Origin of the sequence: Chitinophaga arvensicola, assembly GCF_900110835.1 — a bacterium.
GTDB lineage: Bacteria > Bacteroidota > Bacteroidia > Chitinophagales > Chitinophagaceae > Chitinophaga > Chitinophaga arvensicola.
In genome coordinates, this window is the sequence record NZ_FOJG01000001.1 from 22,817 (window position 1) to 36,170 (window position 13,354).

Below are 13,354 nucleotides of genomic sequence, written 5' to 3' on the forward strand. Positions count from 1 at the left end.
TTCATGGGTGTTCCTTTAAATAACCGCGATCTCAGCTGGTTATCCTTTAATTACCGGGTGCTGCTGATGGCAGCAGACCAACAGGTGCCCCTATACGAAAGGATTAAATTCCTTTCTATTTTTTCTTCCAACCTCGATGAGTTTTTCCGGGTGAGAATGCCGGCCATACTCACCATCAATAAGGTATTGGAAAATGATCCGGCAGCCGGGGAAAACGAATCGATCAGCAGCGACACCCTGCAACAGGTATTGCAGGAAATAAACCGCCAGCAACAGGAATACGGGAAAATATTCAGCGGCTCAGTGATTCCCGACCTGCTATCGAGAGGGGTGCAGTTGTATTATAACCAACCCATTCAAGTGCCGCACCTGGCGTTTACCAAAAACTATTTTCTATCTACTATACTGGCCTACCTGCAACCGGTGTGGCTGGGCCGTAAACAGGAAAAACTCTTTCTGGAAAATAACCAGCTATACCTCGCTGTTACGCTGATTCCCGAACATAATACCAACATACAGGAGTATGTGATCGTGAATATCCCTTCTGTTCTGCCGCGTTTTCAACAACTGCCGGCACTCGAAGGCATTCATTATATCGCTTTCCTTGATGATATTATCCGTACACATATCGGCTACCTCTTTCCCGGCTATTCCGTGGAAAACTGCCACAGCATCAAGCTTACGCGGAATGCCGAAATGGATATGGATGAAATGAAAGTGGATATCCTCGAAGAGGTGGAAACGTTGATCCGTAAGCGTGAGTTAGGCGTACCTACCCGCTTCCTTTACGACGCTGCCATTTCGAGGCCACTGCTGCACTTCCTGGCGCAGCAGTTTGATGTACAGGAAGATGAACTGGTGCTGGGTGGCCGCTATCATAACCTGAAAGACCTGGCCAGTTTACCTGCGCCTGCCGGTCTTACACAGGTAGATTATCCAAAGGTAATTCCGGCGGAAAACAAAGCCGCCGCTGCTACCGATCGTTTACTCGACCTCGTTTTACAACAGGACCTGTTACTGCATCTCCCCTACCAGCGATATGATTATGTGCTCCGCTTCTTCAGCGAAGCTGCCGTAGATCCGGATGTAGCAGAGATATATGTAACCCTGTACCGCATTGCTTCCGGCTCGCAGATCGCGCAGGCGCTGATCAGTGCGGCAAAGAACGGCAAGAAAGTAACCGTGTTCGTGGAACTGAAAGCCCGCTTCGATGAAGCCAATAATATCCGCTGGGCCAAGAAGATGAAAGACGCCGGGGTAAAGCTGATCTACAGCATTCCGGGCATGAAAGTACATGCCAAAACAGCGCTGGTAAAGCGTAATCGCGGCTACCAATGGGATTATTGCGGCCTTATTGCCACCGGTAACTTTAACGAAAGTACCGCCCGTTTTTATACCGATCATGTGTTATTTACCAGCCATAAGGATATTACCCGGGAGATGGAATTGCTGTTCCTCTATCTCCAGAGCAGAGAACAACCCATTGCCTACGACTTCCTCCAGTTCCAGCATCTGCTGGTGGCGCAGTTCAATATGACGGCGCGTTTTACCAAGCTGATAGACCGGGAAATTGTTCATGTAAAAGAGGGGAAACCGGCGCGTATTACCATCAAACTAAATAACCTCCAGGAAAGAGGCATGATCAATAAGCTGTATGAAGCCAGCCTGGCAGGTGTACAGATCGATCTGATTGTGCGCAGCATCAACTGCCTGGTACCCGATATCCCTGAAAGCGCCAACATCCGGATCATACGGATTGTAGACCGCTACCTGGAACACGCCCGCGTATTCATCTTCCATAATAACCAGCAGGAAGAAGTATATATGGGCTCGGCCGACTGGATGAACCGGAACCTGCACCGCCGCATAGAAGTATGTGTGCCGGTATATGATCCTGCCCTGCAGCAACAGCTGAAAGACATTATTCAGCTACAGTTGAAAGATCCGGCAAACGCACAAACGGCCATTCAATCCTATGTGCAAAATATAGTGTAAATTAGATATCCTGATTTAATCGATTTTTATGAAGAAGTATGTATGGATGTTGTTACTGAGTATGGCTTTTGCTATTCCTGCCACGCAGGCGCAAACGCACGACCTGGAGCACATCTACAATCCAACCGCTGATGCGAAAGCGGATATTGCCGCCGCTACAAAACAGGCCGCAAAAGAGAACAAACATGTATTGCTGCAGATCGGCGGTAACTGGTGTATCTGGTGTAAACGACTGTATAAGTTCATCGAAGATGACGCAGAGCTAAAAACCACCATGAACAACAATTATGTAGTATATCACCTGAACTACAGCAAGGAAAACAAGAACCTGCCTATCCTGAAAGAGCTGGGCTATCCGCAGCGTTTTGGTTTCCCGGTACTGGTGATCCTGGATGCCAAAGGCAACCGCCTGCATACGCAGAATTCCGGTTTGCTGGAATCGGCAGATTCCTATGATAGGAAGAAAGTGCAGGAGTTCCTGAAACAATGGTCACCCACTGCTTTGCAGGCTTCCCAGTATATCAACGAATAACATCGTCATGGATAACGGCATTACCACTTTCAATACGGATGCTGTGCAATCTTTTCAGAAGTTTGCACAGCATCCGTTTAAGTTTTCGGCCTACCTGTTCTGGAAACTACCGGCCGCATGGCTGGCAGGTGTCCGGTTACAATCGCTGGAAACCAATACCTGCGTGACTACCGTTCCTTTCCGCTGGTTATCGCAAAACCCTTTTAAATCCACTTACTTTGCCTGTCTGGCGATGGCGGCGGAACTCAGTACCGGCTTACCGGCAATGATGTACGTACGCAGCGCCCCACGTCGTGTATCCATGCTTGTTACCGGTATGGAATCCACCTTTGTAAAAAAAGCAACGGGGCGCACCATCTTTACCTGTTCCGAATTACCCTTGCTCAGATCCGCTATAGAAAGAGCGCTCAACAACAATTCCGCAGAAACTATTACCCTCCACAGTGAAGGCAGAGACAAAGACGGCATATTAATTGCCTCTTTCGCGATCACCTGGTCGTTTAAATGTAAATCGTAAAAATGGTGAACCTGTTCACCCTAAATCTCTGATATGAAAATTGCATTTCATGGCGCCGCGCGCACCGTTACCGGATCAAAACACCTGATCACACTTAAGAATGGCAAAAAGATTTTATTGGATTGCGGCATGTTCCAGGGTATGGGCCACGACACAGATGGCATGAACCGCGAGTTTGGCTTTGATCCGCAGGAAGTGACCTACATGGTATTATCGCATGCACATATCGATCACTCGGGACTGATACCACGACTGGTGAAACTGGGCTATCGTGGTGATATCTTCTGCACACCCGCTACCCGCGACCTCGCAGAAATACTGCTGCTCGACTCCGCCGAAATACAACGCGATGATGCGAAATTCACCAATAAGAAAATGGCAAAAGAAGGCCTTCCTTTCATAGAACCATTGTATGATGTAGATGATGCGAAGCTGTCTATCGGTCGCCTGAAACCAACGCCTTATCATAGCTGGGTGAACATTGACCCGGATATCCAGCTGATGTTTACCGACGCGGGACACATTGTAGGCGCGGCTTCTGTACATCTGCGTATCACCGAAAACGGTAAAACAGAACAGATTTCCTTTAGTGGCGATATTGGCCGTTATAACGATGCGATCCTGAAATCGCCGGAAGTATTTCCACAGGCAGATTATATCCTGATGGAATCTACCTATGGCAGCACCCTGCACGCCGACGCGGCGCCGGCAGATGATGAACTGCTGCGTCACATCCGGGAAACCTGTGTGCAGAAAAAAGGCAAACTCATTATTCCTGCCTTTAGCGTGGGCCGTACGCAGGAATTACTATACGCACTGAATAATGCGCAGGCAGCCGGCAAACTGCCTAAAGTGGATATTTTTGTGGACAGTCCGCTGTCGACAGAAGCTACTGCCGTAACGAAAGCGCATCCGGAAGTATTCAATAAAGCAGTGGCCAATGTGCTGAAAACGGATGATGATCCGTTTGATTTCCCCGGGCTACGCTATATTCAAACAGTAGATGAATCCAAAGCGCTGAACTTCCGCCAGGAGCCCTGCGTGATCATCTCTGCCTCCGGCATGGCGGAAGCAGGTCGCGTGAAACACCATATTGCCAATAACATCGACAATCCGCATAATACTATTCTCATTGTGGGTTATTGCGAACCGCAATCGCTCGGTGGCCGCCTGATGCGCGGCGCCAAAGAGGTATCCATCTATGGTACGCGTTTTAAAGTAAATGCAGAAATAGGGGTGATCCGCTCTATGAGCGCTCATGGTGATTATGAAGATCTGAGCCAGTGGCTGGCTTGTCAGCATCCGAAAGAAATAAAGAAATTATTCCTGGTACACGGGGAGTATGACGTACAACAGATTTTCAAGGCGTGGCTCTTTAAGAAAGGGTTCCTGGATATTGAGATTCCGGAGCGTCATTACGAAATCGGACTGGCATAATTTGCTGCAGAGATGGTCGCTTCAGGCGACCATCTCTGTTTTATTCTTCAACCAATGGAAACCATAAGTTCACACGGGTTCCTTTTGCTTTGCCTTCTTCATCTGCCAGGTCTTCGATATCAAAGCTGGCGTCTACATTAAAGCGGCTGTTATACAAGGATAAGCGATCGCGTGTGATCTGTAACCCGCGCGACTGATGCCGGGGTTTATTCAAGCGCTTCATGGCCGCAGATTTCTCCCTGCCGATACCGTTATCTTCAATGGTACACAATATGCGATCCTCTACTTTATTAAAAGTGATAGTGAGTTTGCCTTTAGTTTTCTCATGGAGCAGTCCGTGCCAGATAGCATTTTCCACAAATGGCTGTATGATCATGGTGGGTACTTCTACCATGTGTGCGTCGAGAGAAGGATCCACGATAATTTCGTATTCAAATTCATCGGTAAAACGCAGCTTCTCCAGTTCCATGTAATTCTCCAATATGGCCACTTCCTGGGCTACCGTGATGTTATTGAGTTGTGAATTATCCAGTACGTTACGGATCAGTTTTGCGAAGCGGCTCAGGTAAGACAATGCCTGTTCTGTTTCGCTTTTCATCATAAAGGTCTGGATGGAATTCAGTGCGTTGAAGATGAAGTGCGGATTCATCTGGGCACGCAGTGCTTTCATTTCCAGCTGAGCGATCTGTTGTTGTATCGCTTCCCGTTGTTTGGCTTCTTTTTTAATTCCGTGGATGCGTAAGCGGTAGTACAGGTATACCAGCGATCCTGCCAGGAGTATACATACCAGCCGGAACCACCCCGTTTGCCAGAAGGCTGGTTTGATAAAGATCTGCAGACTGGTTATATGTTCCGAAAAAGTACCGGCCGTATTCACCGCTCTTACACGGAACAAATAATTTCCTGGTGGCAGATTGGTGTATTTGGCCACAAGGATATTGTCTGTGAGTACCCAGTTTTCATCCACGCCTTCCAGCTGGTAGTAATAGCGGATCTTCTCTTCGTGGTATTGCAGGCTTTTAAATTCTATGCTGATAAAGTTCTGCTTGTGGCTGAGTGTCACCGGAGAGCTGTCGCGCAGGGCAGAATAAATCAGTACAACACTATCGAGTGCTTTCAAATTAACGATCGTAACATCGGGTGGCGGCGGGGCCAGCCGGAGGCTTTTCGGATCGAAGGAAACGATATGATCGGAAGCGCCTACCAGGAGATGATCGTTTCTCAGCTTTATGATGCGGCGTCTTACCTTGCGGGTGTTATCGATGATATCATCGCCCTGGATAAAGGTTTCAAGGCGGTCTTCTGCGGCATAGTAGCGATAAAAACCGTACTGTGTAGTGAACCATATTTTACCTGGTTCATCTTCTTCCATGCTCAGTACCCATTGATCAAACAACTTGGTGTTGGTCAGTAACGGCTTATATGTGCGCCTCAGCGTGTTATAAATCCACAGGCCATGATCGGTACCCGCCAGCAAGGTAGTGTCGTTAAAACGGCGCAAACAGGTGATATTGCTATAGACCTTGGTATTCCGTTCAAAAGTCTGGCTACCGGTAATACGACGCAGTTTTTTATTAAACCTGATCAGCCCGGCGCTGCTGGTGCCCAGCCACAGGATGGAATCTCCTTCGGGTACTATATCCATGACAGATACAGGTCGTTTCAGTTCATCGGTTATTTCGTGGTAGTGCTGGAAGGTTTCCAGTTTTGGATTCCAGCTGGCTAATCCTCTTTTGTATAATCCGATCCAGACGGTGGTATCATTTTGGGGTTGCAGGTCGAGAATTGTTTGTTCATACAGTAGCGGCGAGGTAAGGTGTTTGGTGAATTTGCCGCTGGCCGGATTGAACACGGAAATATAGCCGTTTTCCTGGCCTACGATGATGTTGCCATCTTTCAGTTCGGCGAAAGTCCATACCAGGCCGCGTTCTTCGGGCAGGGAATACGCAGGATCGCCGTCATCATGTACATAATTCCGGATCAGCTGGAGATTAGCATTGAGCCGGCTGAATCCCCGTCCCCAGTAGCCTACATATATGCTGCCATCTGAGGCCTGGAGGGCACCGGTAACTTCTGTTTCGGGCAGGCGTTCTTTGGTGTTGGAGAAAACGGTCCTGTTATCGAGGAGGCGGAAAGTTTTGTTATGCAGGCTGAGGATATTCACACCGAGATCGGTACCGATCCAGAGGTGACCTTCGCGGTCGCTCAGGAAACAGTTGGCTTCGTAGGTGTAATGAAATCCCTTATCGTCGGTATTGTTGGCGGCGATATTAAGATCAAAACGTCCTAAAGGACGGTTAAAACGGAAAATTCCGCCTTTTTCGGTAGCCACCCAGAGGTGTTTATCTCCATCGGCTACGAGATCGAAGATGGCATCCCCCACTTCTTTTTTTCCACCGGGTGCTTCAAAGGTATAATTGCTCAGTTTGCGCGAGGCGGGATCGTAACTGTACAGCCATCCCTGCCTGCCGGCCAGCCAGATCTGGTGATGCGGGTCGGTGAATATTTTTTTAAACGTATTATCGATGTTGAGAATGGGAAGATGTTGGGGATTGTTGGCGGCGCTGTATAGATTTTTCCGGTCGCGGTCGAGAATGTATACGCCATGTTTTCCGCTGATCCAGAGGTTACCGGTTTCATCTTCCATGATGGCGTCCATCATTTGTATGCGGTCGGCTTCAGGGATCACGGAGGCTTTCTGAAAGTTAAATGCTTTTTCGTTGAAGCGAAGGAGGCCATCGTGGGTGGTAGCCCAGATAACGCCGGCGTGATCCTGTACGATCTGGCTGCATTGCAGCCCTTCCGGCCGGATGTCCCTGTCGGCAACCTGCAACGCTTTCACCTGGTCTGTAACGGGGTCGTATACACGAATATTGTCAGGTGTCCCCATCCAGATGCGGCCTTTTTTGTCTTCGCATAAACAGATATCATCGTAGTAAATAGAGCCTGGTATGCGGTCGAAGCTGGCGACAGTTACAAGGTTGGTGCCATCATAACGTTGCAGTGCGGTGCTGGCGATCCAGATAAAACCTTTGCGGTCCTGCATGATGGCCGACACGTGATTACTCGCTAAACCGTTGCTGATATCGAGATGGGAGAATTTATAGCTGGCAGTTTCCCTCTGTTGTGCGCTGGCGGGAAGGAGGTGTAATATGATCCCCATCAGGTAAAAAGTATACCTGACTACAGTTAGCCATTGTTGGACAGAAGCCTTGATATGACGTCGAATCATTGCAATTTCCGGGAAAGAAGCACTATTGACTAAATGTACTAAATGTTGTTGTGAATTTATTGCATGACTATCATCTGCAACTAAACTTTCACCAGCTGTGGGAAATAAATGGCTGAAATGAAAAAAGGACTTCTTTGCAGAAGTCCTTTTTCTTGTACCACGTACGGGATTCGAACCCGTGAATCCTCCGTGAAAGGGAGGCGTCTTAACCCCTTGACCAACGCGGCATTTTTCGTTTGGGATTGCAAAGATAGGAAAATGTTTTACAAACCAAAATTTTTTTTCGATTCTTTATCAAAGGTAAGCATATTTATGATTTTTACCTCTTATTTTTCTATTCATCAGTCCGGCGATTACCCAATGGTACTAAGGCTTTCCGGGTATTTTTTCCGGGAGATAAAAATCAGGATATTTTTTTCATTGTCAGATTATTGTTTCAATCCCGCGATTAAATTAATCGTTAATGCAACCACAAACGTGTTCAGTAAAAAAGAAAGTAACCCATGTGCAAGGGCAGTACGACGGATAATGCGGCCGGTGATATCCACATCTGATACCTGGAAGGTCATGCCGATCACAAAAGCGAAATAAGCAAAATCGAGATAGTCGGGTTTCTTTTCCTGGGGAAATTCGAGTCCACCGGCATGTTTGGTGGTATCTTTTTCGTCATCATCATAATACAGGTTTGCATAGTGAAACGTGAGCGTGGTATGCACCATGGTCCATGACGCCAGCATTCCGGTAATCGCTACCGGCAGGTATAACATCTGCGACACGCCAGACAGCTCTTTCGACAACATGAGCAGCAGTACCAGCACCAGGCTGGCCACAGACGCCAATACCACCGTGATGGAAACAAAAATACGGCTGCCGTCATCTATCCTGGCCCAGGTACGGATCTGATCAGTAGACCTGTTATAGAAAACGATCCAGCCGGTAGCGATATAGGAAATCGCAAAGATATTCCAGAGCAATGCCGAGAATACCAATGGGTGCATGCTCAGATGCAACATAAAACAGATCAGAAACACCACGGCTGTTAAACCCAGGCTCACCAGCACCCTTTGCAAAGGATGCATACTCACCAACAGCGAGGCTACCGCTTTCTTTTTTTTCATAAACGAAACTGTATCCTTTTTTTTAAGAATGCAATACTTAAAGATAGCCCTCATTTTCAATGCTTATCTATCCGGCATTAAAAATAATATCCTACAAATTTAGTAGACTATTGTTTGGATCATTCAATTTAGCTACTTTAGCAGCTTACAATTGAAACCAATGATACCAAACCACCGGTCCGTTACCTGGTATATTTCCGGGTACCGTCCATGCCTTCGGGCAACCTGCTTATTCAACCAATAATATCACATCCGGGCTTCCGGATCCCGGGCAACCACCAATATACCCGGTCGTACACATTGTTCCCTATCTGCCTAAAGAGAGACACTCCTTTAGCTATCATCTCACTAAAAAAAATTAGTATGAAACCAAAATTGTATGCCCTGCTTTGGCTGTTTTTTATTTCCTACTCTGTCTATGGACAAACAATAGAAGGAACAGTATCAGACAATAAACAACCGCTGGTTGGCGCTTCTGTGAAGTTAGTGGGACGGAATACCGGCGCCACCACCGACCTTGGCGGTCACTATAAAATTACCGTACAGCCAGGCCAGTACAAATTAAACGTCAGCTATATCGGTTATCAGTCCGTGGAGAAAACCATCACCATAGCCGCCGGAGAACATATCACGCAAGATTTTACCCTGAATACTACGGATGATCTCAATGAAGTAGTAGTGCTGGGCTCCAGGAGTGCGCCCCGCAGTCAGCTCACTACTGCAGTTCCCGTAGATGTGGTAGATGTAAAACAGATAGCACAATATTCGCCTCAGGTATCTATCAACCAGATCCTGAATTATGTGGCTCCTTCCTTTTCCTCCAACGTACAAACCCTGTCGGACGGTACCGATCACATAGATCCCGCTTCTCTCCGTGGTTTAGGACCAGACCAGGTATTGGTGCTGATCAATGGAAAGAGAAGACATACCACCTCTCTCGTAAATATCAACGGCAGCTTTGGTAAGGGCTCTGTAGGCACCGACCTGAACGCCATTCCCACCTCCGCTATCAAACGTATTGAAATATTACGCGATGGCGCCGCCGCCCAATATGGCTCCGATGCCATTGCCGGCGTAATCAACATCATCCTCAACGACGAAGTAAATAAACTCAATGCGAGCGTATCTACCGGCGCTTACGTATCCAAACATTCGGAGAATAATTTCGATGGACAGAACGTACAGGCGAATCTTAACTATGGACTTCCGCTGGGCAATAAAGGCGGCTTTGTAAACCTTGCCGGCTCTTACGACTACCGCAATTATACCAACCGCACCGGTACTTTCACCGGCACCATCTTCAGCGATTACAACGATCCTACGCTCGCCGATGTACCCGGTTCCCCCAAAGGAAAAGATATTACTGATGCGGAACTGGCCAAGAGAGGATTAAAACGCAGCGACTTCAATTCCCGCATCGGGCAGTCGGCCAACCGTGGTGGTAGCCTGTTTCTGAATGCCTCCCTTCCGGTAAGCGATCATGCAGAAGTGTATGCCTTTGGCGGACTAAATTATCGTCATGGTGAAGCAGCGGCTTTTTTCAGAACGCCTTCCCAACTCACACAAACGAACGACACCATTTACCCCAATGGATTTCTGCCGCTCATCGTTACCGATAACCGGGATAAGTCGCTCGCAGCAGGTATCCGTGGCTCACTCGGCGAATGGAAAGTAGATTTCAGTAACACCTTTGGTGAAAACGGTGTTGATTTTACGGTAGACAATACCCTGAACGCTTCCCTGCTGAAAGCCTCTCCCACCAGCTTTGAAGCCGGCGGCTACCGCTTTCAGCAAAACACCACCAACCTCGATTTCAGCCGTTTCTTTGAGAACGCACTCAGTGGTACCAACGTGGCGTTTGGCGCGGAACACCGTTACGAAAATTACCAGATCTTACCGGGTGAAGCGTCTTCTTATGTGAACTATGGCAATGCGCTGAATATTGGCACCGACGGACAAGGAAAGCCCATCCTGATCCCTGATCCAAAAGGCAACGTACCTACCCGCCTTGCTGCTAATGGCGCCGCCTTTGCCGGTGGGGCGCAGAGCTTCCCGGGCTTTAGTCCGGATAACGCTACCAAAGCCTCCCGCACTTCCATTGCTGCCTATGGCGATGTGGAATTAAATTTTACCAAACAGTTCCTGCTCGATGCAGCATTGCGTTTTGAAAACTACTCCGACTTTGGTTCTACCTTAAACTGGAAACTGGCAGGCCGGTATCAGTTCAGTCCGAAGTTCCTGCTGAGAGCTGCTGCCAGCACAGGCTTCCGCGCACCTTCTTTACATCAGCGTTACTTTAACGCCACATCCAGCATCTTCACAGATGGTGCATTCATAGAATCCGGCACCTTCACGAACGATAGCCGCGTAGCAGCTTTGCTGGGAATTCCCAAGCTGAAACAGGAAACCTCCCATAGCTACAGCGCTGGCGCCACCAGCAACCTGGGCCCGCTGAAACTGACGGTAGACGGGTATTACATCCGGATTGACGATCGCATTGTATACACCGGTCAGTTCTCCGGTAACAAAACCGGTACGCCACAGGAACAGGAAATCTATAACATCTTGCGTTCTGCAAATGCACAGACAGCAAGGTTCTTCGCGAACGCCATCAATACCGAAACCAAAGGTGTGGACGTAGTGATTACCTACACCGCACATCCCGGCAAAGGACATTTCAAAGCGGATCTCTCCGGTACTTTTGCTAAAACATCCTTAGTGGGTCCTATTCACTCGTCCGCGCAACTGGCAGGAAAAGAGAGTACTTATTTTGATGACGCCAGCCGCATTTATCTCGAAAACTCCGTACCACAAACGAAGGCTAACCTGACGCTGAACTATTCCATTCAGAAATGGGGATTCTTCCTGCGGAATGTGTATTTCGGGAAAGTACAGGAAGCCACCAATACAGCAGCCAACCAGGCTATTTACAGCGGAAAAGTAGTAACAGACCTCAGTGTGAGCTACGCTTTTATTCCTAACCTGCGGCTCACCCTGGGCGCCAATAACCTGCTGGATATTTATCCTGACGAGTTATCTGTAGCCAATTCCAGTTCAGGCCGTTTCCTCTATTCCCGCAGTTCACAGCAATTTGGCTTTAATGGCCGGTTCCTGTTTGCGCGCATCGGATTTAGTTTCTAACATAAAGGCGCATAGTACTCACCGTACTGTGCGCCTTTGCTTTTTTATTGCGGCATAATTACAAACTCATACCACCATCCATCAGGAATTCTGCGCCTGTTATAAACGACGATTCGCTCCGGCTTAAATGTGCTACCATTTTACCCACATCTCCCGCTTTACCCATGGTACGCAAAGGTACCCTGTCTATGATCCAATCATGCAGCCCCTTCAGCTGCTCCTCACTTAAACCCTGCTTTTTCAGGATTTCTGTTTCAGTAGGGCCCGGACTTACCGCATTCACCCTGATTTTTCTCGGCGCCAGTTCCACGGCTGCAATCTTCATCACAGCATTTAAGGCTGCTTTGCTGGCAGAATAAACAGAAGAGGTGGCGCCATTCATGCTGGCGGTGTTCGACGACAGGAACGTTACAGAAGCGCCTTCACTCAGCAAAGGAATAAACCTGCTCAGGGTAAAGTAGGCGCCTTTGAAGTTGATATCAAAAATGTTGTCAAACATCGCTTCTGTGGCGTCTTCAATGGCGGCTGTCTGTACCACGCCCGCATTGATGAATAAAATATCCAGTTTCCCGAATTGCTCCTTCACAGTAGCCGCCAGTTGTTCGATGGCAGATAAATCGCCCTGATCAGCGATAAATCCTGTGGCCCCCAGCTCCTGTGCAGCCTTATCCACCGCCTCTTTCCGCCGGCCTGTTATAATTACTTCTGCTCCCTGCGCCTTTAATTCCTTTGCTGTTGCATAGCCGATACCGCTATTTCCACCGGTTACCAGGGCTATTTTTCCACTTAACGTTTCCATGCTTTTATTTTTTTGACAAAGGTATGGGCGGATTGGTATAACTTTGTAACCAGTATAACGAAGTATACCAGTATGGAAGACAAAAAAAGATTGAAACTGATCAAGGAAGTCCTTGCCAGTCCTCGTAATCAGAAGGAAGAAGTGATGGCATTGCAGGACGCGATTTACGTAATTGGTGGCAAGTGGAAGCTCCCTATCATCAATTCTATCTGCAATGGCAATAAGCGCTTCAGGGATATTGAACGCAGCATTCCGGGTATCACCACCAGGATGTTATCGAAAGACCTGAAGGAAATGGAAGCCAATCAGCTGGTGAAAAGAACCGTGCTGCCTACCTCACCGGTAACAGTAGAATATACGGCTACCGATTATTGCCGGTCGTTTGGCGACATCATCCTGGAGATGATCAAATGGGGCAAGCAACACCGGGAGCGCGTTATCCGGACCCCGGCAAAAAGTTAAGGCGGGGATCTGTCCAACTCACCCCGCTTTTTGTCCGATTCCCCCTGAAACCGGTTCCCATCCTGCACGCTGCCAGGTACTTTCGTAGTGCCTGGGGAGCATAAAAGCATCTGCAGGATGA

At 48.1% G+C, this 13,354-nt stretch carries 9 protein-coding genes and 1 tRNA gene; 6 read left to right on the plus strand and 4 right to left on the minus strand.

The genetic code is table 11. The features are described from left to right. Window positions 1-3 precede the first annotated feature (3 nt). The 4 genes from ppk1 to BMW79_RS00105 are packed head-to-tail and all read left to right on the plus strand — an operon-like array spanning window position 4 to window position 4,481. A complete protein-coding gene (ppk1, locus tag BMW79_RS00090; protein WP_089888899.1) occupies window positions 4-1,995 on the plus strand; it encodes a polyphosphate kinase 1 in 1,992 nt (663 codons plus the stop codon). Window positions 1,996-2,023: 28 nt separating this feature from the next. Beyond that, window positions 2,024-2,527: a thioredoxin family protein gene (locus tag BMW79_RS00095; protein ID WP_089888902.1), complete on the plus strand. Its 504-nt coding sequence runs from the start codon at window positions 2,024-2,026 to the stop codon at window positions 2,525-2,527. A 7-nt stretch (window positions 2,528-2,534) separates the two neighbouring features. Then, window positions 2,535-3,044, plus strand: a complete 510-nt coding sequence (locus BMW79_RS00100; RefSeq protein WP_089888905.1) for a DUF4442 domain-containing protein — start codon at window positions 2,535-2,537, stop codon at window positions 3,042-3,044. 33 nt (window positions 3,045-3,077) lie between these two features. Beyond that, entirely contained in the window at window positions 3,078-4,481 is a 1,404-nt protein-coding gene (locus BMW79_RS00105; RefSeq protein WP_089888908.1) for an MBL fold metallo-hydrolase RNA specificity domain-containing protein, read from the plus strand. A 40-nt stretch (window positions 4,482-4,521) separates the two neighbouring features. Here BMW79_RS00105 and BMW79_RS00110 read toward each other — a convergent pair whose 3' ends face one another. The 3 genes from BMW79_RS00110 to BMW79_RS00120 form a co-directional block, all read right to left on the minus strand. Beyond that, window positions 4,522-7,644, minus strand: coding sequence for a sensor histidine kinase (locus tag BMW79_RS00110; protein WP_177191996.1), 3,123 nt, complete (start codon window positions 7,642-7,644; stop codon window positions 4,522-4,524). Window positions 7,645-7,868: 224 nt separating this feature from the next. After that, window positions 7,869-7,940, minus strand: a tRNA-Glu gene (locus tag BMW79_RS00115). 201 nt (window positions 7,941-8,141) lie between these two features. Then, window positions 8,142-8,831, minus strand: a complete 690-nt coding sequence (locus BMW79_RS00120; protein ID WP_089888914.1) for a DUF1345 domain-containing protein — start codon at window positions 8,829-8,831, stop codon at window positions 8,142-8,144. Window positions 8,832-9,194: 363 nt separating this feature from the next. On the opposite strand from BMW79_RS00120, the gene BMW79_RS00125 reads away from it, so the two are divergent. Continuing rightward, on the plus strand, window positions 9,195-11,972 hold the full coding sequence (locus BMW79_RS00125) for a TonB-dependent receptor (RefSeq protein WP_089888918.1): 2,778 nt from the start codon (window positions 9,195-9,197) through the stop codon (window positions 11,970-11,972). Between the two features lie 58 nt (window positions 11,973-12,030). Here BMW79_RS00125 and BMW79_RS00130 read toward each other — a convergent pair whose 3' ends face one another. After that, the gene (locus BMW79_RS00130; protein ID WP_089888921.1) at window positions 12,031-12,771 is read right to left on the minus strand and encodes an SDR family oxidoreductase; all 741 of its coding nucleotides are present in this window, start codon (window positions 12,769-12,771) and stop codon (window positions 12,031-12,033) included. A gap of 72 nt (window positions 12,772-12,843) precedes the next feature. Between BMW79_RS00130 and BMW79_RS00135 the strand changes: the two genes are divergently transcribed. Beyond that, entirely contained in the window at window positions 12,844-13,233 is a 390-nt protein-coding gene (locus BMW79_RS00135) for a winged helix-turn-helix transcriptional regulator (RefSeq protein WP_089888923.1), read from the plus strand. Window positions 13,234-13,354: the final 121 nt, after the last annotated feature.

What these genes read in the sequence shown, in the direction of transcription:
- ppk1 (WP_089888899.1), top strand. Translation starts at nt 4, where the DNA reads ATGGGTGTTCCTTTAAATAACCGCGATCTCAGCTGGTTATCCTTTAAT.
- BMW79_RS00095 (WP_089888902.1), top strand. Translation starts at nt 2,024, where the DNA reads ATGAAGAAGTATGTATGGATGTTGTTACTGAGTATGGCTTTTGCTATT.
- BMW79_RS00100 (WP_089888905.1), top strand. Translation starts at nt 2,535, where the DNA reads ATGGATAACGGCATTACCACTTTCAATACGGATGCTGTGCAATCTTTT.
- BMW79_RS00105 (WP_089888908.1), top strand. Translation starts at nt 3,078, where the DNA reads ATGAAAATTGCATTTCATGGCGCCGCGCGCACCGTTACCGGATCAAAA.
- BMW79_RS00110 (WP_177191996.1), bottom strand. Translation starts at nt 7,644, where the DNA reads ATGGGGATCATATTACACCTCCTTCCCGCCAGCGCACAACAGAGGGAA.
- BMW79_RS00120 (WP_089888914.1), bottom strand. Translation starts at nt 8,831, where the DNA reads ATGAAAAAAAAGAAAGCGGTAGCCTCGCTGTTGGTGAGTATGCATCCT.
- BMW79_RS00125 (WP_089888918.1), top strand. Translation starts at nt 9,195, where the DNA reads ATGAAACCAAAATTGTATGCCCTGCTTTGGCTGTTTTTTATTTCCTAC.
- BMW79_RS00130 (WP_089888921.1), bottom strand. Translation starts at nt 12,771, where the DNA reads ATGGAAACGTTAAGTGGAAAAATAGCCCTGGTAACCGGTGGAAATAGC.
- BMW79_RS00135 (WP_089888923.1), top strand. Translation starts at nt 12,844, where the DNA reads ATGGAAGACAAAAAAAGATTGAAACTGATCAAGGAAGTCCTTGCCAGT.